At 70.6% G+C, this 23,785-nt stretch carries 18 protein-coding genes and 3 pseudogenes; 8 read left to right on the forward strand and 13 right to left on the reverse strand.

Translation table 11 applies throughout. The features are described from left to right. Window positions 1-4: 4 nt before the first annotated feature. Complete coding sequence (locus ACFXDE_RS16620; RefSeq protein ID WP_380494790.1) at window positions 5-1,591, reverse strand: LuxR C-terminal-related transcriptional regulator; 1,587 nt, start codon at window positions 1,589-1,591, stop codon at window positions 5-7. A gap of 114 nt (window positions 1,592-1,705) precedes the next feature. On the opposite strand from ACFXDE_RS16620, the gene ACFXDE_RS16625 reads away from it, so the two are divergent. Next, the gene (locus ACFXDE_RS16625) at window positions 1,706-2,071 is read left to right on the forward strand and encodes an iron chaperone (RefSeq protein ID WP_380494792.1); all 366 of its coding nucleotides are present in this window, start codon (window positions 1,706-1,708) and stop codon (window positions 2,069-2,071) included. Between the two features lie 40 nt (window positions 2,072-2,111). Here the strand turns inward: ACFXDE_RS16625 and ACFXDE_RS16630 are convergent, their stop codons facing one another. Further along, window positions 2,112-2,534: a DUF3592 domain-containing protein gene (locus ACFXDE_RS16630; RefSeq protein WP_380494794.1), complete on the reverse strand. Its 423-nt coding sequence runs from the start codon at window positions 2,532-2,534 to the stop codon at window positions 2,112-2,114. A 238-nt stretch (window positions 2,535-2,772) separates the two neighbouring features. Here ACFXDE_RS16630 and ACFXDE_RS16635 point away from each other — a divergent pair, with 238 nt between their 5' ends. Continuing rightward, window positions 2,773-3,795, forward strand: coding sequence for a polyprenyl synthetase family protein (locus tag ACFXDE_RS16635; RefSeq protein ID WP_380494797.1), 1,023 nt, complete (start codon window positions 2,773-2,775; stop codon window positions 3,793-3,795). A gap of 110 nt (window positions 3,796-3,905) precedes the next feature. Here the strand turns inward: ACFXDE_RS16635 and ACFXDE_RS16640 are convergent, their stop codons facing one another. Beyond that, entirely contained in the window at window positions 3,906-4,550 is a 645-nt protein-coding gene (locus tag ACFXDE_RS16640; protein ID WP_380494798.1) for a hypothetical protein, read from the reverse strand. A 525-nt stretch (window positions 4,551-5,075) separates the two neighbouring features. Between ACFXDE_RS16640 and ACFXDE_RS16645 the strand changes: the two genes are divergently transcribed. After that, the gene (locus tag ACFXDE_RS16645; RefSeq protein WP_380494800.1) at window positions 5,076-6,995 is read left to right on the forward strand and encodes a glycosyltransferase; all 1,920 of its coding nucleotides are present in this window, start codon (window positions 5,076-5,078) and stop codon (window positions 6,993-6,995) included. Window positions 6,996-7,006: 11 nt separating this feature from the next. Next, entirely contained in the window at window positions 7,007-7,768 is a 762-nt protein-coding gene (locus tag ACFXDE_RS16650; protein WP_380494803.1) for a polysaccharide deacetylase family protein, read from the forward strand. 81 nt (window positions 7,769-7,849) lie between these two features. Here ACFXDE_RS16650 and ACFXDE_RS16655 read toward each other — a convergent pair whose 3' ends face one another. Then, window positions 7,850-8,893, reverse strand: coding sequence for a hypothetical protein (locus tag ACFXDE_RS16655; RefSeq protein ID WP_380494805.1), 1,044 nt, complete (start codon window positions 8,891-8,893; stop codon window positions 7,850-7,852). Between the two features lie 149 nt (window positions 8,894-9,042). Between ACFXDE_RS16655 and ACFXDE_RS16660 the strand changes: the two genes are divergently transcribed. From ACFXDE_RS16660 to ACFXDE_RS16670, 3 genes are all read left to right on the forward strand, one after another. Next, complete coding sequence (locus tag ACFXDE_RS16660; protein WP_380494807.1) at window positions 9,043-10,011, forward strand: LuxR C-terminal-related transcriptional regulator; 969 nt, start codon at window positions 9,043-9,045, stop codon at window positions 10,009-10,011. A 127-nt stretch (window positions 10,012-10,138) separates the two neighbouring features. Beyond that, window positions 10,139-10,450 (forward strand): hypothetical protein, encoded by a 312-nt coding sequence (locus ACFXDE_RS16665; protein WP_380494809.1) that lies wholly within the window; start codon window positions 10,139-10,141, stop codon window positions 10,448-10,450. Between the two features lie 594 nt (window positions 10,451-11,044). Continuing rightward, on the forward strand, window positions 11,045-12,292 hold the full coding sequence (locus ACFXDE_RS16670) for a hypothetical protein (protein WP_380494811.1): 1,248 nt from the start codon (window positions 11,045-11,047) through the stop codon (window positions 12,290-12,292). Window positions 12,293-12,614: 322 nt separating this feature from the next. Here ACFXDE_RS16670 and ACFXDE_RS16675 read toward each other — a convergent pair whose 3' ends face one another. The 9 genes and pseudogenes from ACFXDE_RS16675 to ligA all read right to left on the reverse strand — a co-directional run. Further along, window positions 12,615-13,409 carry a putative protein N(5)-glutamine methyltransferase gene (locus ACFXDE_RS16675; protein WP_380494813.1) on the reverse strand — a complete coding sequence of 265 codons (795 nt, stop codon included), beginning with the start codon at window positions 13,407-13,409 and terminating at the stop codon, window positions 12,615-12,617. A gap of 236 nt (window positions 13,410-13,645) precedes the next feature. Next, window positions 13,646-14,143: pseudogene (locus tag ACFXDE_RS16680) on the reverse strand (BRCT domain-containing protein); the annotation flags it as partial. Between the two features lie 9 nt (window positions 14,144-14,152). After that, complete coding sequence (locus ACFXDE_RS16685; protein ID WP_380494815.1) at window positions 14,153-15,160, reverse strand: hypothetical protein; 1,008 nt, start codon at window positions 15,158-15,160, stop codon at window positions 14,153-14,155. Between the two features lie 329 nt (window positions 15,161-15,489). Beyond that, window positions 15,490-16,020 (reverse strand): transposase, encoded by a 531-nt coding sequence (locus ACFXDE_RS16690; RefSeq protein ID WP_380494832.1) that lies wholly within the window; start codon window positions 16,018-16,020, stop codon window positions 15,490-15,492. Next, window positions 15,945-16,484: a winged helix-turn-helix domain-containing protein gene (locus tag ACFXDE_RS16695; RefSeq protein WP_380494817.1), complete on the reverse strand. Its 540-nt coding sequence runs from the start codon at window positions 16,482-16,484 to the stop codon at window positions 15,945-15,947. The genes ACFXDE_RS16690 and ACFXDE_RS16695 overlap by 76 nt, the downstream gene beginning before the upstream one ends. A 76-nt stretch (window positions 16,485-16,560) precedes the next feature. After that, complete coding sequence (locus ACFXDE_RS16700; RefSeq protein ID WP_380494819.1) at window positions 16,561-17,103, reverse strand: hypothetical protein; 543 nt, start codon at window positions 17,101-17,103, stop codon at window positions 16,561-16,563. Window positions 17,104-17,340: 237 nt separating this feature from the next. Next, entirely contained in the window at window positions 17,341-19,833 is a 2,493-nt protein-coding gene (locus ACFXDE_RS16705) for a tyrosine-type recombinase/integrase (RefSeq protein WP_380494821.1), read from the reverse strand. Further along, on the reverse strand, window positions 19,830-21,080 hold the full coding sequence (locus ACFXDE_RS16710) for a tyrosine-type recombinase/integrase (protein ID WP_380494823.1): 1,251 nt from the start codon (window positions 21,078-21,080) through the stop codon (window positions 19,830-19,832). The genes ACFXDE_RS16705 and ACFXDE_RS16710 overlap by 4 nt, the downstream gene beginning before the upstream one ends. A 5-nt stretch (window positions 21,081-21,085) precedes the next feature. After that, a pseudogene (gene ligA, locus ACFXDE_RS16715) lies at window positions 21,086-22,726 on the reverse strand (NAD-dependent DNA ligase LigA); the annotation flags it as partial. 260 nt (window positions 22,727-22,986) lie between these two features. On the opposite strand from ligA, the pseudogene ACFXDE_RS16720 reads away from it, so the two are divergent. Beyond that, window positions 22,987-23,697: pseudogene (locus ACFXDE_RS16720) on the forward strand (dienelactone hydrolase family protein); the annotation flags it as partial. Window positions 23,698-23,785: the final 88 nt, after the last annotated feature.

A 23,785-nucleotide genomic window follows, 5' to 3' on the forward strand; every position in this document is an offset into this window, starting at 1 on the left:
CACCTCACCCCGCGCCCGGCGCCTCGGTCAGAAGGGCGCGGGTGAGGCTCGCCCGGTTGGCGACACCGAGTTTGCGGTAGATCCGGCCGAGGTGACCGTCGACCGTCCGTACGCTGAGGACCAGCGTGCCGGCGATCTCACCGCTCGTCAGGCCGGTGCCGGCCAGGCGGGCGATCTCCCGTTCCCGTCCGGTGAGCGCGGCCAGCACGGCCGACGGGTCGGGGGCGTCGCGGCCGCCGGCATCCTGCGCCGCATCGCGCAGCGCGTCGAGCAGGGCTCGGCTCTCGTCGGCGTCCCCGGTCAGCAGCCGGGTCCGTGCGAGCAGCACCCGTGCCTCGTGCCAGTGGTCCTCGCCCTCCCGGAGCAGCGACAGGGCGGCCGAGAGGTACTCGGCCGACGTCGTGGGAGAGGTGTGCAGCGCGTTGCGCGCGGCGGCGATCAGGGTCGTCACGTGCTCCGGCGCGCCGGGATCGGCGGCCCGTGCCACGTGGTGGGCCCGCCGGGCGATCGGCGCCGCCCGCTCGGCGAGTGCGGCCGCGGCACGGCGGTGCAGCGTCAGGCGCCGGCTGGGTTCGAGGCGCTGGTGCACGACCTCGGCCACCGCCCGGTGACGCAGCACCAGCTGCGGCGCGCGTTCGGCCGGGCGCAGCAGGTCCAGACCGGTGAGGGTGTCCAGCGCCCGCATCGTCTCGGCCGGTTCCAGTCCCGCGACGGCGGCGAGCAGCTCCGGGTGGAACGGCTCGCCGAGCACCGCGGCGGCCTGGACCGCGGCGAGCGCGGCGTCGTCGAGGGCGGCGAGCTCACCGAGCACCGCCGTGCCGGCCTCGGCGATCGCCTCGCCGTCGGCGGCCAGGATCCGGAGGTACTGCGGGTTGCCGAGGCTCTCCCGGTAGAGCTCGTCGAAGCGGTGTGCGCCGTCGAAGCGGTGTGCGCCGTCGAGGCGGTATGTCTCGTCGAAGCGGTGCGCCTCGTCGAAGCGGTTCACGCCGGCGAAGCGGTTCACGCCGGGGAGCTCACCGAGCAGTTCCGCGGCCTCCTCCCGGGAGAGCGCGCCCAGCTGCCACACCTCCAGCAGGCCGGCGGACGTCGCCCGGGAGAGCACCGCGGCGATCGCGGGCGACAGCTGGCGCTGCCGGTAGGCCAGCAGGCAGAGCAGCGGGCCGGTGGCCGCCGCGTGGATCATCCGCTCCAGGCCCGGGATCTGGTCGGCGGCGAGCTGGTGCACGTCGTCCAGGACCACCACGGCGGCACCGCCCCGCGCCACCTGCTCGCGCACGTCGCAGTTGTCGTCCAACAGCGGCCGGAAGCCCGGAAGCGCGGCCGCGATCTCGTACTGCCCCTGGGCCGCGGCCACCCGGACCCCCGCGGCCCTGGCGTGCGCGGCGGCCGTGAACACGAGCGCGCTCTTGCCGATGCCCGGCTCCCCCACCAGCGCGATCGCCCGCCCGCCGGCCGACCCCAGGCCGTCCAGCACCGCCAGCAGCGCCTCGGTCTCCCGCGCCCGCCCGAGGAGCCGGCGCCCTCCGGCGACCGCGTCCCGCGCCGGCAGGCCCCTGATGAGCGGGCCGCCGTTCCGTATCTCGTCCGACATGACCGGCACAGTAGCGGTCCCGGCTGACGCCGACATCGCGCGACCGCGTCCCGGGGCGCCCCGGGCCGTCACGCCCTGTTGATGGGGACCTCGAATCCGGCATAACCTCCCAGAATGGTGCAGAGTAAAGCCGCCGACGTCGACGGCTACCTGATCGAGGTTCCCGAGGAGCAGCGAGCCGTCCTGGCCGAGGTGCGGCAGCTGTGCCGCGAGGAGTTGGCGGGCTTCGACGAGGTCATGGCGTACGGGATGCCCGCGTACGAGCGGGACGGCGTTTGCGAAATCGCGTTCGCCCGCCAGAAGCAGTACTTCTCCTTCTACCTCATGCGCAGTGACGTCCGCGAGGCGTTCGAGGAGCGGCTGGCCGGGCAGGACATGGGCAAGGGTTGTCTGCGCTTCCGCAAACCGGAGGACATCGACCTCGGCCTCTTGCGGGACCTGCTCAAGGCCACCGCCGCCCGGCCCGGAAGGATCTGCTGACGTCTGCCGGTCACGGGGGCACCGCGCGGCCGGCGCCGCGTCAGCGCGGGGGTACCGGAGACGTGTGGAGCGTGCCGGAGAGGATGAGCAGAGCAGCCGCGACGAAGCAGGTTCCCACCAGGAACCCCATGACCGGGAACTGCCAGCCCAGCCGGCCACCGGCTTCCCGGGCCTGCTGCGGCCGTCCGGGCGGGTAGCAGACGATCACCTCGCTGCCTGGTCCCCCGGGCCGCGACAGGTACACCTCCTGCCGGTGCACTCCACCCTCCGGCGCCTGGAACCGGACGGTGCCCTTCCAGCGAGATCCTCCCCTGTTCGTGCGCTCGCGGAAGCACTGGAGGAGCATGCCGACGACCCGGGTCCCCCTCTGGGCGCGCACCTGCCGAACGGCGCTCGTGAGGGAGAAGCCCCATACACCGACGCCCACCACCAGAAGGAACCACAACCCGCCGTCGCCGTGCATGGCGCGACCCACCGTCTTCCGTAGCAGGAACGAGGCCGCCCAGGCTACGCGACCGCCGGCCCCCCGCCCGGGGCGGGGCCCGACCGCGCCGGCACAGGCACGGGCCCGTCCCGCACCCGTCCACGTCGGGTTGCGGAGGCCGCCGGAACGGGGCGTCATGACAGGAGGGACCGCGCTGCCTGCCCCGGGAAGCGGCGCCGCGCCGTTCCCCGGCCACTAGAGAATGTCGGAGACCTCCGTGCAGACCGTTCGCACCTCACCGCAGATCACCCGGGACGTCATCGCCTTCATGGAGCCCGCGCTGCGCGCAGCGACGGCCCGGCTCGACGAACCCGTCCGGCGGATGACGGAGTACCACTTCGGGTGGGTCGACGCCGAGGGCCGCCCGACGACACCGGTCGGCTTCCGCCGGCGGCCGGCGCTGGTCGCCCTGCTGTGCGCGGGCAGCGGCCCGCAGGCGTGGGAGGCGGTCCGGACGGCAGCCGTCGCCGGCACCCTGATGTCGGCCGCCGGGACCGTCCACGACGACGTCATCGACCAGGAGATGGTCCGCAAGGGCCGGCCGACCCTCTGGACGGCCTTCGGCGTGCCGGCCGCGATCCAGGTCGGGGTCGCCCTGCACTGCCTCGCGTTCGAGCTCCTCGCCGAGGAGGGCGACCGGGTCTCCACCGAGCTGATCCGGCGCGCCGCCCGCGCCATCCGGGAGTGCTGCTCGGGGCAGATCCGCGACCTGGAGTCGGAGGGCACGTCCCGGATGAGCCTGGAGCTCTCGCTGGAACTACTGGAGAGCACCATCGCCAGCCCCACCGCCGGGGTGTGCCTCGCCGGCGCCCTGGTGCGCGGCGCCGGCGAGGAGGAGCTGGTCGCGGCCGAACGGTTCGGCTTCCACGCCGGCATGGCCATGGCCTTCTTCGACGACTGGGAGGGCGTCTGGGGCACCTCCCGCGACACCCTTGAGGACCCGCTGGCCGACCTGCGGCGGCGCAAGTCCCGGGCCTTCGTCGCGGTCGCCCTCCGGTCCGACGGACCGGCCCGCGACCAGCTCGCCGCCTTCTACGACGACACCGCCGCGCCCACCCTCGACCAGCTCCGGCACGTCGCCGGCCTCATCGAGGAGTGCCGGGGCCGCGCCTGGCTGGAGGAGCGGATCCGGGAGCACATCCGGCTGGCCCACGCGATCCTGCCGCAGGCCGTACCGGACCCCGTCGCGCGGGCCGAGCTCGCCGCGTTCGTCGCCGCCATCGCCGACGAACTGCCCTGACGGGCGCACGATCCGGGGTCGGGAGCACAGGGGACCGCAGGAGGAGGGGCGGGGCGCAGCGGTGTTCGCCGTCTCACCGCCGACGATCCGCCGCCTTCTCGCGGAGACCGTCAGTACTGGGCGAGGTCGAGGGAGCGGACGTCCTGCGGGGCCAGCGCCGTGACCGGGCCGAGGGGGATGCACTCCCCGGTCCCGGCGAAGGTGCACAGCTTGGCCTCGTGCAGGTCGTCGCCCTCGGGCACGAACTTCCAGATGTATGCGAAGTAGGCCGTGTCGGCTTCGAGGGGGCGTCCCGGCCACACCGCGCCGAAGGTGTGTCCGGCGCGGGCATCGGCCTCGGTCAGGAAGTGCGACTCCCCGTCGACGTTCCAGCAGCCCGTCCCGGGGATGCTCTCGCAGGCGGGGTACCTGATGGCCCAGGCCATGAACATGGGCGACCTGGCGGTACGGCCCTCGGGGTCCGAGGTGACCTTGAGCCGGACCAGCAGGGCGGTCTTCCCCGCGGGGGCCGCGACTCCGGGGAGTGCGGCGCTGGTCCCGACACTGACGACCTGGGCCTTGATCGTGTCACCGTGGATCGCCGGCCCCGTGGGGGACGGGAAGGGCGACGGGCTCGGGGAGACGGCGACGAGCGTTGTCGGGTGCGGTACTGAGCCTCCCGGCGCGGCACCGATCGGACCACTGCTGCAACCCGCGAGTGCCGTGATCGCGATGCCGAGCGCCGCGACCTGCTTCGTCGGTCGATGAATCGTCATGAATCCCCCGTTACCGTGCCGGGCCGCGTGGTCCCCGGCCCCGTGCGAACCACGGGATCATGGCACACCGGTCGATCACCGGGGCAAGCACTGCCGCCGAGCGGGATTCCACGGGCGGGCGGGGGCAGGCGGCGGGCGCGCGTCGGGCAGGCGGCGGGCAGGCGGCGGGCGCGCGTCGGGCAGGCGGCGGGCGGGCGGACAGCGGGCGAGCAGGTACTCGACAAGCGTCCAGCAGGTACCCGACAAGCTTCTACAACCCTGTAGACAGTCGGGCCAAAAGCTGTAGAGTGAGCGCCGGTTGAACGACGGCCACCGCCGCCCGGCCGGTCCGGGACGGCCCGTGGGCGTCGGCGTTCCGTTCGCCGCCGCCGCGCGGCACGGGCCCGGCCGCGCCGCACTCGTCGGCCTGCCGAGCACCCGCCGCGCTCCATCCCGACGCACAGTTCCCGCAAGCCCCGACGGCGGCACCAGGCGCCGGAGGCCGCCCCGCCCCCTACCCCGCCATCGCGAGAAGATCGGCCGACCGTGTCGCAACCCCCAGACCTCCGGGAGGCACCGGCGCACCACGCCGCCCCCTCCTGCCCGCCCGGTTCCAGCACCGGGCGCGTCGTGATCGTCTCCGCGAGCGTGGGCGCAGGGCACGACGGGGCTGCGGCCCAACTCGCCCTTCGGCTTTCTCATTTGGGCTTCTCGGTCGACCGCCACGACTTCCTGGACCTGATACCCGCCGGCTTCGGGCGACTGGTCTCGGACAGCTACCGGCTGCTGCTGACCATCGCCCCCTCCGCCTACCAACGGATCTATTCGGCCACCGAGAACGCCGGGCGTCCGGGCCTCATGATCCGGCTGATGCAGCGCAGCAGCCACCGGCGGCTCCTGCGCCGGCTGCCGCCGGACACCCTCGCGGTGGTGGCGACGTACCCGCTCGCCGGGCAGGTGCTCGGCACCCTGCGCCGCCGGGGACGCCTCGCGGTGCCCGCCGCCGTCTACCTGACGGACTTCTCCGTGCATCCCCTGTGGGTGGCTCCCGGTGCCGATCTGCACCTGGCGGCGCATCCCGTCCCGGCCGGGCAGGCCCGCGAGCACGGCGCCGAGCGGGTGGTGGTCGCCGGCCCGGTGGTCGATCCCCGGTTCACCCCGGCCACCGACGCCCAGCGCAGCACCGCCCGGGCCCGGTTCGGCCTCCCGGCGGACGCGCCGCTGGCGCTGCTGGTGGCGGGCTCCTGGGGAGTCGGCGAGGTGGCGAAGGTGGCGGCCGAGATCCGTGACACCGGCGCGGCCGTTCCGGTGGTGGTGTGCGGGAAGAACGGCCCCCTGGCGGCCCGGCTGCGGGCGGACGGCATCGAGCACGCCTTCGGCTGGGTCGACGACATGCCCGGCCTGATGCACGCCTGCGACGTGCTGGTGCAGAACGCCGGCGGCCTGACCTCCCTGGAGGCGTTCGCCTGCGGCCTGCCGACCGTCAGCTACCGCTGCATACCCGGCCACGGCCAGACCAACGCCGCCGCCCTGGACGAGGCCGGCCTCGCCCCCTGGATCGAGGACCCGGCCGACCTCAAGCCCGTCCTCGCCGCCATGGTCGACGGCATCACCCGGCGCCGGTACCGCGAGGCCGGGCTGGCCCTGCACCGCGAGGCGACCGGCCCCGCGAACGCCATCGCGGCCGTCGCCGAGCAGTACGCCGCCGGCCAGTACGCCGCCGAGCGCTCGGGTGCCACCACGACGTCCCCCGCGATCCCCCTGGCCCCCGCGATCCCGGCGCAGCGGCGTCATCCGGGCCGGGCGACCGCACCCGCTCCGCGCCGCCCCGTCCGCAAGCTCGGCATCGCGGCCGCAGCCCTCGCCGCGACCGCCTGGCTGGCCACCGGCGGCACCCAACTCGCCGTCGCCTACGGGGGATTCGACACCGTCGACCCCGACCACACCGGCCGGGCCTACCTCGTCGTCCACCCGCCGCACAACGGTCGCCTCGACGACGCGACACTGCGCACCCTGGTGGCCGAGAAGGCAGCCGTCTCCATCGACGCGGCCGAGGCCGCCGCCGACCCCGGCGAGGTGCGCCGCCTCGCGAGCGCCGGACTCACCGTGGTCAACGCCGGCTACGGCCCGCCGTACGCGACCGGGATCGTCACCCGCCGCGACTCCGTCGAAGCCGGTGCCACCGCCCTGCGCGCGGCCACCGGCGCGGCCGCCAGGTTCTTCCTCTCCGGCACCGACCTGGACGCCCTCGACCTCGGCCTGGCCGCCTACCACCACGAGCACGTGGTGGTCCCCGACGCCCGGATCGCCTGCGGCACTTCCACCCCTCCCGCCGTGCGGCCCGGCCAGGTCGTCCTGGTCGAATGCGGCGACGCCCACCCGGCGGACCTCTCCGCCACCCTGCACCGCCTGGCCACCACCCCCCACCGGCTCCCGCGCCTCGGCGCGCTCACCACCCTTTCCTGAGGCCGTACTCGATGAAGCCCCGCACGCTCCTGCGCATCGGCACCGCCGCAGCCGCGCTCACCGCCGTCCAGGCGGCCCCCGTCATCTCCACCTTCGGACCGCTGCGCAACCGCCTGATGCCCCGCCTCGCCGGGACCGGCCGACCCGACCACGTCGCCCTCACCTTCGACGACGGCCCGGACCCGTTCTCCACGCCGCACTTCCTGACGATCCTTCAGAAATACGACGTGCAGGCCACGTTCTTCCTCCTCGGCTCCATGGCCGACAAGTCCCCTGGCTTGGTGCAGGAGATCGCCGACGCCGGCCACGAGATCGCCGTGCACGGCTGGGCCCACCGCCCGCTGCTGCTACGCGGCCCCCGCGCCACGTACCAGGACCTGCGCCGCGCCCGCGACACGATCGCCGACCTCACCGGCCGGGCACCGCAGTGGTTCCGGCCCCCGTACGGCGTCATGACCACCGCCGCCCACCTGTCCGCACGCAGGCTCGGGCTCACCCCCGTGCTGTGGACGAGCTGGGGCGAGGACTGGACGAGCCGCGCCACCGCCGACTCGGTGCACCGCACGGTCACCGCCGACCTGCACGGCGGCGGCACGATCCTCCTGCACGACTCCGACTGCACCTCCGCCCCCGCCGCCTGGCGGTCCGCCCTCGGCGCCCTGCCCACCCTCCTCGACCACTGCGCCGCCAAGGGCTGGCAGGTCGGCCCACTGCGCGACCACGGCCTCCCGAACGCCCCGGGCCGGCCGACCCCCGGCACGGAAGCCGCCTGAAGGGGCAGCCCCGGCGCGCCGGCGGGAGCTGCCGGCCCGCCGGGTCAGGCCGTTCGCCGGTACTCCGCCACCGGTACTCCGTCAGCGGCGGGCCGTCCGGCGGCGGGCGGCCACGAACACGCCTGCACCGACGGTGAGCAGGGCGGCACCGCCGGCGGCGTAGGCAAACATCCGGCTGCCGTCGCCGCCGGTTTCGGCCAGGCTCCCGTCCGGCACGATGGAGGCCGACGGCGAGCCCGCGCCGGTCGGCGCAGCACTCGACGTGGCCGTCACGGTGGCGCTCGGGCTCGGCGCAACCGTGGCCGTGACGCTCGGGCTCGGCGTACCTGTCGCGGTGGCGCTCGGGCTCGGCGCAACCGTGGCCGTGGCCGTCGGGCTTGGCGCGACCGTCGTGGTGGCGGTCGGACTGGGTGTCGCCGTGGCCGTCGCGGTCGGGCTCGCCGTTGCCGTGGGAGTGGCCGTCGGCGAAGCCGTCGGCTCGGGCTTGCAGGAATGGCCGCCGTTCCAAGCGGAGATCAGGTCCCCGTAGATGACGCCCTCAGGGTAGTTCGGCAACGGATTGTCGACACCGTCGAACTTCCGGTCACCGCGGTACAGGTCGAGTTGGCCGAAGCATCTCGGCAGGTGGGCCGATACGTCCAGGGACGCCCGGGGGTTGTCGGCGGAAAGTGCGGCGGTCGCCCAACCGAGGAAGGTCTGCTTGCCCGACGAGGACCACGTCGGGCCCTCGGAGTCGTAGGAGGCCAGCGAGACCTTGTAGACGCAGCCGGCCTTGGGCTTCCCGACGAGTCGGACGTCGATGACGCCGTGCGGCTCATTCATCCGGCTGCCCCTGGTCCAGGTCTTGCCCCCGTTGACGGAGTACTCGACTGCGACCGGCTTGCACGTGGGCACCTCGGCGGCCTGGGCCGGGCCCACGGCGACGAGCGGAATGCCGGTGGCTACGCCGAGGGCGGCGAACCCCGGAATGTGACGAAGATACGTATGGCGCACGAAAGAGCCTTCTGAATAGTGCGGTGCTGATGAGTCCCCTTGCCTCCACTCCCTTGAAGGCCGGAACGAATCTATTGGCATACGAACGGGAATCGATCCGCACGACTGCCGTACTTGCTGCAGAACCCGCATGCAGGTTCCTGCACCGCACGTGACATTGGTCCCGACGGCGATGGACCGAGGCCTCTTGGGCGCCCCGGGTCCCCCCTTGCAGGATCTGTTCTCGGCGGCGGCGCCCGGCCTGGGCCGCCGTTCTGTTCCGACGAGTTCCCGGGAGTCCGATGAACGGCAACGCGCTTGCGGCGCTGGGCGTGAACGCCCAGGAGGAAGCGGTCTACCGACTGCTCCTGCGCTCCCCCGGAATCGGATTCGCCGGGATCCGGCTCGGCTGCGGCATGGACCAGGATGTCGCCGGTGCCGCCGTCGCCCGGCTGCGGGACCTGGGCATGGTCAGGGTGCTGCCCGGCCGCGGCACCTTCAGCGGCAACGATCCGAGGGCCGTGGTCGAACGGCTGGCACGGCGCCGCGTCCACGGGCTCCAGAGCGAGATCCGGCAGGTCGTCTCCTCGCGCCACGTGGTGGACGTCCTGCTGGACGACCAGCGGCAGGGGCAACGGGGTCCGGCCTTCGACCTGCAGCGCGTCGAGGGAATCGACCAAGTGGTCGCGTGCATCGACGAGTTGTCCTTCTTCACCCGCGAGGAGCGGCTGACCACCCACCCCGGAGCGATCATCACCGCCGCCCTCGATTCGGTCCGGAGCTCCGACCTCAAGTGCCTGCGACGCGGCCTGCGAATGCGGACCATCCTCCACACCAGCGCGCTCGACCGCCCGGAGGTCGGCCTCCTCGCGAGGGAACTGGCGGAGCAGGGCGCCGACGTACGGGGCACGGCGGGTCCGCTGGAACGGATCGTCATCTTCGACCGGCAGACGGCCGTGGTCGCGGTCGACCCGCACGACATCACCCGCGGCGCCCTCGTGATCCGCCAGCCCGGCCTGCTGGCAAACCTGCTGGCCCTGTTCGAACGCCGCTGGTCACAGTCCTGCCGGGTCGAGGAGCAACTGCCGGGCGAGACCGAACGACAGGTCCTCCAGGCGATGGCCCGCGTCGACAAGGACGAGGCCGGAGCACGCGAACTCGGCATGTCGCTGCGCACCTACCGCGGCCATGTCGCGGCGCTGATGCGCCGCCTGGGAGCATCGAACCGGTTCCAGGCGGCGCTGGTGGCCCGTGACCGGAACTGGATCTGACGCGCCACCGCCGACGGTGGCCGAGCGACGACGCCGGAGCACCGCGCCAAATCCGGTGACACGCGCGTGCCGTACGGGGAGACTGACGGCAGACGTGCACAGGCAGTCGAAGGCCGAAGGGCGAGCAATGGCACTGGTGAAGAAGGGCTCCCGTCGCATCGTCGTCGACGGCGTCGAGTACCGCTGGCGACTGAGCAGGAAGCACTGGTGCTGCGACTTCGACGTCAGCACCCTGGCCTACATGGTGGAGGACGCGGCCCGGCCCGGCACGACGCTCGTCGTCGAGACCGGTCGGCCGTCCCTTCTCGCACCGAGCCTGGTGCCGGCCGAACTCGTCCTGCCGCGCGAAGTCGCCGCGGGCATCCGGGCCGCGCGGTCGAACGGCTGGACGCCCACCTCCAACGGTTCGCCGTTCAAGCTGCACCTTTCCGCCGTCTGACCCGGCCGCACGGTCGACCACAGCAGGATGCTCTCCGGCCGGATTGAGCCTGGCAGGCGTGATCGCCTGCTGCCCGCCGGGCTTGCGGCAGCGGTCCAGGAGGCACCCTGTCCCCACCCGACGTCCAGGTGCTCGTCCGCGAGGTAGCGCTCGAACATCGCGACGAGCTCCGCCACCGGGACGTGCCACGCGAAGCGGCAGTTCACCCCGAAGACCACCAGGTCGTAGCACGGCAGCGTCCACGCCCGGTACGCCACCTGCCCCGCCGCCACGCCCACCGGCAGCCCCGCGGCCCTCACGTCACCACCTCCATGCTCCCGGTCTTCGCCGGTCCGCGGTCCCCCGCGCCCGGCAAGGGACCCTCGTACTTCTCCTTCCCGAACCGCTCCGGACGCCGACAGGGCGGTCCGGCCAGCCGGTTGCGGCGCCCGGGGGAAGCGCCGAGACTGGTCAGTGGGGGCAATCCGGTCGGTGGGGCCAGGTAGGAATCGCGCCCTCACGTGTTCGGCCCCAGGGCGTGTCGTCCAGGCGGTCCGGCGGTCCCGCGAACGAGTTCCCGCACCTATTCCGAAGCGGGTCGTCATGACACCTCCCATGAATCTCGTCTGGAACACCGTCGACGTGAACGGAATCCCGTTCGATCCGAGCTGGCAGTACCAGCTCGACAACCCGGGCCGGTTCCCGGATCCCCGGACGCTCTGTCAGAACAAGGACCTGCCCACCGGCTGCACCGACCAGCGGACCTTCACCGACAGCTACTGGGTCTGCCGCGGCGGGGACTACTGGGGGCCGCCGGGGCACTGGAACTGGAGCATGCCGGTCACCTACCGGGGCCAGCTGTCCTTCGAGCACCGCAGCAGCGGAGTGTTCGACGACGACGATTACGCCTTCGACATGCAGACGGAGGGGGGAGCCGGCTACACCCAGGGCAACGAGAACGGCCGCGGCCTCCACCTGGAGTTCAGCGCCTCCGAGACGGTCGACCACTTCCACACGACCTGGTGGCGTGGTTTCCGGAACGCCGCCGAGAACAGCGATGCCCAAGCGGCCAAGATGGTGGACGGCCGCTGGGCGATCGTCACCGGGCTGCCCGGGATCGACACGGCGCACTCCGACCTCAGCAACGAGATCCATCCGGTCTGGATGATGGCGATCCTCGTCGAACACACGGTCCCGCGCGACACCTGGGCGCTCTTCGTCCGCAACTGGGGGAACGAGGGGTACTGCAGTGAGGGGCAGGAATGCCTGGGCGCCACGGACTATTCCTTCGCGTTCCCCTGGCGGTCCGGCGCCGACTTCGCCGGATTCGCCGCCCCCGAATTCCTGACCAACGATCAGGGCTGCTCCGGTCCGTACGGCCTGGTACCCGACGACAAGTCCGGAGTCCTGGTGGGCTTTCGCTTCTCGCCGCCGGAGAAGCATCCGCGCGTCAACGGAACCATCCAGCTCCTGTGGAACTATCCAGGCGTCACGCCGGACCGGGTCCCGGACAACCCGTGGACCCCGGAGATCGTGGTGTACCCACCGAAGGAGACACGCAGGGAGCGCGAGCCCTTCATCGGAGGGATCGAAGCGAAGATGACGCCCGAGCAGATCGCCACCTACAAGGCACACCTGCCGGCCGCCGTACCGCCCGTACCGGACGAGATCACGCACGAGCGTGTCGAGATCAGCCGGGTACCCCGGCATCCGCCGCCCCCGCCGGCGCCCAGGACCCTCCGCGTCGCCGACCCGGCCAGGGCCGCGGAGCAGCAACAGCGGATCCAGGCACTGCGGACCGCCTTCGGCGGAAACGTACCCGGGCTGCCCCAGCCTCCCCCGGCGCCTGGCCCGCAGCCGTGAGCTGGTCTTGCTCCCGCGGCTGGGCCATGCGGACATTGCATTGCCCTGCCCCGGCCGCTCCGTAGGGTCCCGTCCCATCAACAACATGTAGCTCAGCGAGACAGGGGCCGGCACAATCCTGCCCAACCCGCTGGTGAGCGAACCGGGCGCGCTGGACCGCGCTGCCGGACGCGGCACCGCCTGGCGCTTCCTCGCCTGGAACGCCGACCCGCACTGGCTCCTGCACCGCTGAGCCGCCATCGGCGGACACCTCAGCGACGGCGCCCCCGGAGTGGGAGGTCGACGGGGCCGACTTCCCACTCCGGCATCATCCGATCCGCCGTCAGCAGCGCCGAGTGGCCGTGATGACGGTGGCGTCCAGGTCCTCGTGGTGGGAGGCGGTGGCGCGCAGCCCGGCGTCCCCGGCGATGGCGAGGGCGGCCGGGGTCTGGCGTTCGCTGGTCTCGAAGAGGAGCGAGCCACCGGGGGCGAGCCATTGCGGGGCGTCGGCGGCGACGCGGCGCAGCACGTCGAGGCCGTCGGCGCCGCCGTCGAGGGCGGGGAGGGCTTCGTGGAGGCGGGCCTCGGGCGGCAGGAGGCCGATGTCGGCGGTGGGGACGTACGGGACGTTGGCGAGCAGGACGTCGACGCGGCCGCGCAGGCCGGCGGGCAGGGCGGCGAAGAGGTCGCCCTGGTGGACGTGCCCGCCGTACGGGGCGAGGTTGCGCCGGGCGCAGCGGACGGCGGCCGGGTCGACGTCGGCTGCGTGGAGCTCGACTCCGCCCCGGGTGGTGGCCGCGAGTCCGGCGCCGAGGGCCCCGCTGCCGCAGCACAGGTCGACGACGACGGCGTCGGGGCCGGTGAGCGCGGTGGCCGTGGCGACGAGGTGCTCGCTGCGGCGGCGGGGCACGAAGACGCCGGGGTCGACGGCGATCCGCAGGCCCGCGAACTCGGCCCAGCCGACGACGTGTTCCAGCGGACGCCCTTCGGCCCGGGCCCGCACCATCGTGGCGAGCTCGGCCGGGGTGGCGGCGGCGCTGAGGAGGATCCGCGCCTCGTCCTCCGCGAAGACGCAGCCTGCGGTGCGCAGGCGCGAGACCACGGAGGAGCGGAGGGTTGCGGAAGGGAAGACCGACAAGGAGAACCTCTTGAGGGAATCGAGAAAAGCTGAACGACTCCGTCAGGGCCCCGTCGGGGCTGTCGCCGTGGGACGGGACGCGCCCGCGCCTTATGCGCGCGACGCGCCGTCTCTGCGACCGGACCCGGGGAGCACCCGCTCGGACGTACCGGTAATGGGTCTCACCTCCCTGGATCGCGGTCCTGTTCGACGTCGGTCACCCTACCGCACCTCTGCGTAACCGGGGTCCGGTTCGGTCACTCCAGGAACTCGGCGACCACGGCCGCGAACTCCTCCGGGGTGAGGATCCGGATGCCGAGCTCCTCGGCCTTGGCGCGCTTGGAGCCGGCCTTGTCGCCCGCGACGACGAGCGTGGTGCGCTTGGACACCGAGCCCGAGGCCTTGCCGCCGGCGCGCTCGATGAGCTCGTTCATCGCGTTGCGGGAGAGGTCGGCGAGGGCGCCGGTCATCGCGCCGGTGACGACGACGGCCTCGCCGGCGAGCGGGCCCGCCGGGGCCTCGCCCCCGCCGGTGGCGGCGGCCGGCGCCGTCGGCTCGGTGACCTCCAGGCCCACGCCCTGGGCCGTGAGCTTGTCCAGCAGCGGTGCGACGTCGGCGAGTTCGGCCACGATGACGGCGGCCTTCTCCACTCCGATGCCGTCCACGCCCGCGAGCGCCTCCGCGTCCGCGGCCCGGATCGCGGCCATGCTGCCGAAGTGCGCGGCCAGGCGGCGGGACATCGTGCGGCCGGTGCCTTCTCTGAACTACGCCTCCTGGGGCGGTTCAGGGTTGCGGCCAGTCAAGAACTCGATGTACTTCTGTACGAGTTGAAGGGTGATGTCGGCGAGGTAGGCGGTCTCTGTGTGGCCGCCGAACTTCATCTGGTCGGCGGTCAGTGCCCTCGGGATGCCTTGCCCTCGAACCCAGGACTTGATCTGACGCTCGAACGCCCATGCGTCTCTGGTGAGGTCGAAGTTCCAACGAGCGACCAGTTCCCATTCTTGGGAGACGTGCTGGGCCAGCCGCTGCTCGACGTTGGCAATGCCCCACTTCAGAGCCTGGTGGCCGTCGTGGCTGACGAGGTAGAGATAGCCGGGCTTGGCGGGGTTGATGCCGCGCTCTGCGCAGGTCGCGCAACCTCCCTGCGCGCCTCGGATGTTGTGCAGTGTCGGGCCCGGATCCAGGACCGTTTCGCACTTCATGCAGCGCGCTTTCCAAGGGAGTTCCGTGCTGCCCGGGTAGGGCACGAGCGGGTCGAGCGCCTTCTCCAACATGCTGGCGATGGCTTCCTCCTCGTCGAGCCGCAGCGCGTCTGCGATCTTCTCCGAGCGGCATGACCAGCATTGATGCCCGCGAGTACGGACCTTCGCGTAGGTCGGAGTTCCGACATGTTCGCAGCGCATGCACCGACACAACCAGGGCTGCAGTGACCCCGGATAGTCCACGAGAGGCTCCAGGTCAGCATCGCGCATAAGCTGCCGAGCAGACTCGTCGGTGACATCGCGTCCAGCGCAGTTGGTGCAGCCGCCGCGGCCCTTCTGAACATGCGCCAGCTTCTTCGGCTTGATGGCCCCGCAGTGGATGCACCTGGAAGACCACTGTTTCCCCGCGCCCGGGTAGTCCTCCAGCGGATCCCAGCCCCATTCGAGCATGACGGCGCCGGCCTTCGCCCCGTCGCGGGTGAGCTTTGCTGCGATCTTGCGTGACCGGCAGGTCTTGCTACAGACCCCAGTCCCCTTGTTGACGACATCGTTGTAACGTGGCGAACTCACCTCATTACAGGTCAAACAAAGGCAGTTCCAGGGCAGTTGAGTCCCAGGAAAAGGTTCGAGCGGGCGCGCCCCCCGAACAAGCATTGCCTCGACGGCGTCGACTTCGGTTACTCTGCGTGGCACTGGAGGGCCCCCTTGGGCATGTCATGGCACGGGGCGCGGCCGGCCGCCCTATTTAATGACATCCTATTCCATGAATGGCTACGTGGGGCCCTGCTTGCTACTGAACTTGAATTCGTGATGTCGGGCTGAGGGTGGTCAGCCGTCTAAGATCAGGCCGGTGGCGGCGAGGCACCCGTCGACCAGGTGGGGTCGATACTGGATCTTCTTCAAGCTCCGCTTGACGGCTCGGGCAAGCTGGTCGAGATTGGCAGCGGCGAGGTTGCCGATGGTGCGCTTGACCAGCGACCAGATGCCCTCTTGCGGGTTGAGGTCAGGCGCGTACGACGGGAGCGCTGGAAGACGGTCAGCCAGTCCTTGCTCGCTTCAATGAACTCCCGCATCGGCGGCATCAGGTGGGCGCGCAGGTTGTCCCACACGAGCACGATCGGGCCGCCGAGCTGGATGTGCGCACGGATGAGCAGGTCCCGGTAGTCCTGCCAGGTCAAGCCCTTCTTCTCGCCCTTGCGGCCCCGGTAGACGTGGAAGCTGTACAGCATCCGGGAGCGCTGGCCGGGTTTGTAGCAGCTCAGCCCCGCCATGGAGACCCGGCCGGCTCCCCGGCCGCGCACCCGCACCACCGGCGTGCAGCCGACCCTGCCCCAGGTCCTGGCACGCGGCGGCCTCATCGACTGCCCGGCTTCGTCCTCGAAGACCAGCCAGGCCTCGCGGGCCGCCGCGGCGCTTTTACCCGCGGCCACGTCTCCTTCCTCCACAACTCGACGGCCGCGTCATCGCGCTCGATGGCCCGGCGAACCGGCTCCTGCCAGGACCAGCCGTGCCGCTTGAGCAGGACCCACGTGCCCTCCACGGTGTAGGAGACGTGGAACAGCCGGCCGATCAACGCCTTCACCCGCGCCAGAGTCCACCGCTGATCCTCCCAGCCATGGGCCAGCGGCCCGCGCTCCAACTCCCGCTCCAGTCGTGCCACCTGGGCATCGGACAGCTTCGGCCGACCGGGCGAGCCCTTCGAGGCGACACCTGCCGCACCGTCCTCGCGCCACTGCCTGCGCCAGCGCTCCACCGAACGCACGCTCACCCGCAACGTCGCCGCGATGTCCCTGTTCTTCTCCCCGCCCTCGAAGCATTCCACGGCCTGAAGCCGGATCCGCTCCCGCACGGCCCTCTCGGCGTCGGTCAAACCGCCGCCCTGCGCATACCTCACAGCACAGGGCTACCGACAGCATCTGCCGGCTGTCAGGCAAACGGCACCGACTCCACCCAATCAAGTTGATCACTTGTCACTCTCCGCGACGCCGCTTGTAGTACGCGTACGTCAGTGCCAGGAGAAGCGGGCCCCACAGAGTCATCGGGAGAGTGGCCGTTGCCGCGAGGGCCTTCCACCAGCCGCTGGAGTACCCGACCGTGTCGAACCCGCAGATGTTGAGGAAGCCGAACGGCAGCTGGCCCCACAGTGCGATCAGCCCCAGAGCGCCCAAGGTGGCCGGGATGATCGCCGCGAGCGGCGCAACGCGTCGGCCGCCGATGAACGGGATCCAGGAAGGAACCACTTCGCCCCATCCGGCCACCAGGCCGAAGGACATGTAGGCGAGCCCCTCGGAGAGAAGACTCAGCCCGAAGACGTAGAGGATCACCCACCAGTGCCACGTCTTGTGGACGGCGTAGACCTGGCCCATCTCGTAGTTGAATGCGAACGGCAGGCGCCAGATGCACGATGGCAGGACGGCCAGGGGTATGACCCGGGCCACGCGGATGGCCCACGGGGGGACCGGCCGCGCGGTGTTGCCGACCGTCGGGGATGGATGAAACGTCTTGAATCGCATGGGCCGATCTTCCTTGCCCGGCCGGCGCCGGGGATCGCCCTGAAGCAGTGTCTGATGGTCACCCCCGCGAGGGGCATCGAGTCCTCCGACGGGAGGATGGCCGCGGCTCCGGGCGGGTTTCGAGGGCAGGGATGGCCTGCTATTAGCCGGGCGAACGGCTGCTTCGCCGGCACCGGCCTTGCCCTGGAGGACTGACCGACATCACGCTTTTAAGTTCAGTAGCAGGCTCAGACTGGATCATGCCTGGGGCTCCCTGGCGTCGGTGCTGCGGCAGACGATTTGACTGAAGGTGGGCAGGCCGAGGTGGACGACGGTCGACGTGCGGGCCTTCTCCGCGTCGATTTGGGCGATCTTCTCTTTGGCTGCAGCGAGGCTGGTCTCGAGTATTTCGATCTCCCCGAGCCATCCTTCCCGCTCCGCCTCGACAATGCGGTCCATGAGGTTGTCGCGGATTTCCTCAAGTCGAGGTCTTTCGTTCGGATCGACCCGGAGAAGAGAGCATCGGATGCACGCGTGCTCGTGAATGCAGTCAGTGCCGTAGGCCCGCCCACAGACTCCCAGTGAAAGCTTTCTACGCTCGAAGTGCCCAAGGAAAGAATCCCATTCCTCGGCGGTCGGAGTGCGATACTCCTCGCCAGGGCGGAGGCTGCGACGGCGGGCAATGAAAGCGCGATGCGCTTCGATCACCTTGGCAGGATAGACGGTGTTGTAGCCCATCGTGGTGTTGATATTCTTGTGACCGCATATAACCTGCGCGATGTGCGCTGGCATGCCATTGAGGATGGCATCCGTAACGAATATTCTACGGAAGTCGTGCGGCTGATAGTACAGCGGATTCCCCGCACCGTCGGTCAGTCCAGTCGACTCTAGGGTTTCATGGAGTGACCTTCGGATCGTGTTCGTCGAAACCGGGCGGTTGTGTCCGCCAATCTTCCACTGGAAAAGCAGGGGCATCGGCGGATTCATGATCTTTTCACCCAGATCGTAGGATGCGACCAGTGGGATCCTTCCGGTGCTGTCACGGACCCGGGAAACGATAGCGCTCAGCACGTCAGCGAGTTCCGGAGTCACCAGAAGAAGCCGCTCTTCATCGGTCTTCGACGGCGCAATCTGGAGAAGTGGGACGACTTCACCGGTCGTCGGCAGCTTGTATTGGACGATGCTGTGATGGCTAGTTTCCAGCATTTCCTCAATTCGCGCCCCCGTATGGCGGAGGAACTCTATCGAGGCCCATGCCCAGAAGGCGCGGTTCTCGGACTTGCTGAGCTCAATGCGGACGCCCTGCGCGTCGTAGACCGTGGTTGTCCGGTTCGGATCGTCAAAGCTCGTCCCCGTGGCCTTCGTGTAGGTCTCGCCGAGCACGGTGAAGCAGGCGCTGGCCGGCGCTGCCTGGGCAGCTTCAAGGCGGGCTTTGGCTTCCTTCAGCCGCCGATTCGCGGCGCGGACCAGCGCAGGCAGCACCGGCAGCCGCTCCCGCGTGCGCTGGTCCATCCGCGCCTTCTGCTGCTTGTCGCGTTTCTTGAGGTCGATCTCCGTTTGTGCGATCGGACACCGAACCGCCCACGGCCCCCAACGGGCGGGCTCTTCGGCGGCCCATTGCGCAAGGTCAAGGTAGAAGGCCCGCACATGCATAAGCAGATCGACCGCGCCTTCGCGGGTGCTTGTTACATCAACTGATGTCCCATCGGGTCGGCGCACGCGCGTGACCTTCGTGCGAAGGCGTTCTTTCCAGGCTGCGGCGACTTCGGGCGCCAGCTCGAGCGAGTCGATGCCGGGATGGTGGCGCTCGAGATCGGCCCAGAATCGCGATGCCAGTGTCCTCGACAGGTCCTCCAGTGACGCGTAGTCGAGTTTCGGTTGACGCTCCGCCAGGTAGTCGACGATCAGGTCACGGACCGGCTGGCAACGCAGTTGGTAACGGTCCACTAGGCGGCTGACGGAATGTTGACCTGCGTGTTGACGAAAGGAGCGCAAGGTCGTGGGGGCATCAGGAGGGAAGATTCCCTGACCATGGAGCCATGTGTAGAACAGCGACAGATCGCCGCGTTTCCCGGTCCGGATCCGCTCCTGGAGCTGGGTTTCTATGAGTTCCAGACAGTCGCCGACCGTGATATCGCGGATTCGACCGCCCTTGGCGATGATTATCATCGAGATCTGAATACGAGCCAAAGAGCCAACTCGTGATGACCATAGGTCCGGCTCAATGGCCGACTCGAGACGTGCGAACCCTTCCGGATCACGGGTCTCAGCTACGGCGTCGCGGAGGAATCGTGAACTGCGGCCCGTCAGCCAAAGGAGTTCTGGCCGCACCACGTCTGCGCAAATCAGGGAAAGCGTGCCTGCCTTGAGGTCGCCCAACGACGTCTGGTAGCCGGATTTGAGTACCCAGGACCGGATCTCGTCCTCCCAGCGATCTGGACGGGAGGTCGTCGGGCAAGCTCGCCATCGCTGCTGCCAAGTTTCCCCAGGGAAGGTCTCCAGCCATTGCAGGATCCGGTTTGCTCCCCGCGCCCTGGACATCACGGTCTCCGGACGAGCGGTTCGAAAGGCCCGGTCGGAGACCCGCTTGATGATCTCCTCGCGGGAGATCCGGCTGGCAGGCCAGGTGTCGGGCACGGTGCGGGCAGGGAACTGCTCCCGCAGGGCCTCGGCGACAGCTCCGGCCAAGCTGACGGGGCCGGCAGCTTGGGCCGGGGAGGCATCGGAATGCCGTAGGACATTCAGGCTCACTGGTGTTCTCCGAACAGGTTACTCAGTGACGCGGGGTTGTAGCCGGGCGCTGGAGGAGCTGGCACGGGATCTTCGCGGCGTCGCTCCTGGCGGGCATGATGCGCCAGAACGCTGCCGATCACTTCGTCCTGGCTTGGATTTAGGTAGAGCTGAGTTGTCGTCAGATACCTGTGCGCCAAGATCCATTGGACGTGTGTAAGTGGCACCTCGGGGTCCCGAGCCAGGCGGTAGGCCGCCGTATGCCTCAGGTCGTGCAACGTCCAGTTCGCGCCCAGGAGTTCGTTGGCCCGCATGAACATCTTGCGGGCCGCGTGGTAGTTCAGCGGCCGCCAGGGGCGCCGTAGTGTCCACCACAGGGGCTCGTTGCGGCCACGCGGAGCTCCTCTGCGCCAGGTCTCTTCCTGGTAGAGCCGCAGCCAGACGAATGCATCCGACGAGGCTGGGAGTTCCTGGACCTCTCGGGTGCCCTTGCGGATCACCTTGATCAGTTGCTGTCCGGGAGAGGCATCGTGCTGCAGGGCGCCGAGGAGTTCCTCGGCCCTGGCGCCGGTCGATACCCAGAAGACCAGAAGGGCCCGGTCTCTATGTGATCTCAGACCTGCGAAAATCTCGTCGAAGTCCTGGTCCGGGATTCGCCGCGGGACGCGCTTCGGAACCTTCGGCCGATACCTGCCGACCCGCTCCGCCTTGAAGTCCTCCAGCGGGCCATGATGCGCGTTCGCGCGAGTTGCCCTCCGGGACCGGTCCAACGGGAAGGGATTGATCAGGAGCGATCCGGTACCCAGCTCGAGGTGGAAGTCGTAGAAGCTTCGTAACACCGTCTCGCTGTGGGCCTGTGTGGACACCGCGTACTTCCGGCCCGGTGACGGCTTGCCGGTTACCGCGTTCGGAGTGCCTGGCGCCGGTTTCGTCGATTCCGGGGCCGGAATGCCTATCTGGCCCCGGTGCCGCCAGTGGACCCGCACAGGCTTGTCCGCGAGCCGCATCCACCGAGCGAAGTCCCGCGCTTCCTCTCGAGTGGCCAAGTCCCACCTGACACCGAGTGCCGACAGAAATCGCCACCACCGCAGCAAGTCCATGCCATAGGACCGAAGCGTTGTCGCCGGACTGCCTCCGGCCTGCAGATCGGCGAGGAACACCGACACCGCATCAACAACACGCCCATCCGGGTCGAGAAGCTGGTAGGGCTCGAAGGGGTCACCTGTCACCCGTAACTGCCCGGCATCAGGCACCACGAGATGCTTCAAGTCCCTCTCGGGAGAGCCTGGTTCATCCATGCACGGAAGCTAGCAGAAGGCCCTCTGAACTGCATAAACGCGGAAGTTAGTTCAGTCAATACGCCGCGGATGCCGAGCGCGCAGAACACCCGGTTGAGCGGGCGGACGCGGGCCGTCTCCAGGGCGGCGAGCAGGTTGTCGGCGCTCGTCTCGCCCATCCGGTCGAGTGTGAGCAGCTGCTCCTTCGTGAGGGTGAACAGATCGGCGATGTCGTTGACGAGGCCGCTCTCCACCAGTTGCACGGCGCGCGTGCCGCCGAGGCCCTCGATGTCGAGCTGGTCGCGCCCGGCCGCGTAGATCACCGAGGCCACGGCCTGGCAGCCCCTGCCCCGCACGCAGCGCCAGCGCTGCTCGGACGTGTCCATCGCATCGCCGCAGCGCGGGCACACCTCGGGGAACGCGATCGGCTGCTCGGCGCCGGTGCGCTCGTCCACCAGCGGCGCCTCCACGCGCGGGATCACGTCCCCCGCGCGGTAGACGAACACCTGGTCGCCGAGCATCAGGCCGCGGCGCTCGATGTCCGCCGGGTTGTGCAGCGTCGCGTACGTGACCGTGACGCCGTCGATCACGACCGGTTCGAGGACGGCGCGCGGCGCGATGATCCCGGTGCGGCCGACGTTCCACTCCACCGCGAGCAGCCGGGTGACCTTGTGCTGCGCCTGGAGCTTGCGGGCCACCGCCCAGCGCGGCGCGCGCGAGCCCGAACCGGCCTCCTCCTGGTCCGCCACCGCGTCCGCCTTCACCACGACGCCGTCGATGCCGAACGGCAGCGCGGCGCGCAGGGCGGCGATCTCGTCGATGCGCCGCTGCGCCTCGGCCAGGCCCGCGCAGCGGCGGGGCGCGGCGTCCGTGGTGGCGGCGGTGTTCGCGCCGAGCTCGGCGAGCCGGGCGAGGAGGGCGGCGTGGTCGAGGCCGGGCAGGCCGAGGGCGTCGTAGGCGAAGAACGTCAGCTCGACGCGGTACGGACGGTCCTTGGCGCGCAGGGTGCCGGCGGCGCCGCTGCGCGGGTGGGCGAAGGGCGTGGCGCCGTGCTCGGTGCGGACGGCGTTGGCCTGCTCGAACTGCTCGTGGGTGAGCAGGACTTCGCCGCGCAGCTCGACGTCCAGCGGCTCGGCCAGCCGGGCCGGCAGGCCGAGGACGGCGTCGGCGGCGTGCGTGATGTCCTCGCCCGCGAGGCCGTCGCCCCGGGTGAGCACCTGGGCGAGCCGCCCGGCCCGGTACCGGGCGGCCACGGCGAGGCCGTCCAGCTTCGGCTCGACGCACCAGGCGGCGACGGGCCGGCCCAGGCGGCGTTCCAGACCGGCCGCCCAGGACTCCAGCTCCTCGGCCGAGAACACGTTGTCCAGCGAGAGCATCGGCACGCTGTGCGGCACGTCCCCGACCGCCGCCCCGCCCGCGACCTTCCCGGTCGGCGTCTCGGGCAGCACCTCGTCGGGGTGCGCCAGCTCGTACGCCTCGATCGCGCGGACGAGCGCGTCGTACTCGTCGTCCCCGAGCGGCGTGCCGCCGTCGGCGTAGTACGCGGCGGCGGCCCGCACGGCGGTGGCGACGGCGTCGGTGTACGCGTCCGTCGAGGTCAGGGCGACAGGGGAGGCCGTGGAGGCGATGTCCTTCATGACGCCATCATGGCGAGTGGCACTGACATTCGACCCGCCGAGACCGAGCCCGACCGCCTCGACGGCGGGCCTCGGGACCCGCGCGAAAAACGCTTTGGTGGACCGCGATGGCCGCTGCTAACCTGCCGGAGGCCGTGCGAGAGAACGAGGAGGTGGTACCCGTGAACGCAGATTCGACATGGGTGCTCTCCTCCGGGGTCACGGTCGGACGATAGGTCGTCCGGGAGCGCCGTTCCAGTGCACTCCCGAAAGGCACGACCATGCAGTTCACCTCCGAGCAGCGCCTCGACAACGGCGTCCTCGAACGCGAATTCACCCTCGGCGAGATCCCCGGCACCCTGTGGACGCCCGGATCCGCGCCCGCTCCGCTGATCCTCATGGCCCACAACAACGGCCTGCCCAAGGACGAACCCCGGCTCGTGGCCCGGGCCCGGTACTCCGCTTCGCAGGGCTACGCGGTGGCCACCATCGACGCGGCCGGGTGCGGTGGCCGCCCCCGTTCCGCCGCCGACGACCGGGCCCGCGCCGAACTCCGCCGGGCGATGCAGGCCGGCGAGCCGGTCGACGGGATCTTCGAGTCCTTCATCGGCCCGCTGGTCGAGAACGCGGTCCCGGAATGGCGGGCCACCCTGGACGCCCTCCTCTCCCTGCCCGGGATCGACGGGCCGGTCGGGTACTCGGGCTGGACCGCCGTCGGCATCCGGCTCGCGGTGACCGAGCCCCGCATCGCCGCCGCCGGCTTCTTCGCCGGGGGCTACGTACCCCTGGCCCAGCGCGAGGAGGCGCGGCGGATCACCATCCCGCTGCTGTTCCTGCTCCAGTGGGACGACGAAGGGAACCCCCGCCAGCGGGCCCTGGACCTGTTCGACGCCTTCGGCAGCACCGAGAAGACGCTGCACGCCAACATGGGCGGACACGTCGGCACCCCGCGGTTCGAGCTGGAGAACGGGAGCCGGTTCTACGACCGGCACCCCCTGGTGGGTCGAGCGTGTGTCTTCGACACATCGGACGCTCCCGACGAGGTAGGCAGTGTAGATCACGGGGGTCGCCGGTTCAGTC

It is taken from the genome of Kitasatospora sp. NPDC059408, assembly GCF_042751525.1.
GTDB lineage: Bacteria > Actinomycetota > Actinomycetes > Streptomycetales > Streptomycetaceae > Kitasatospora.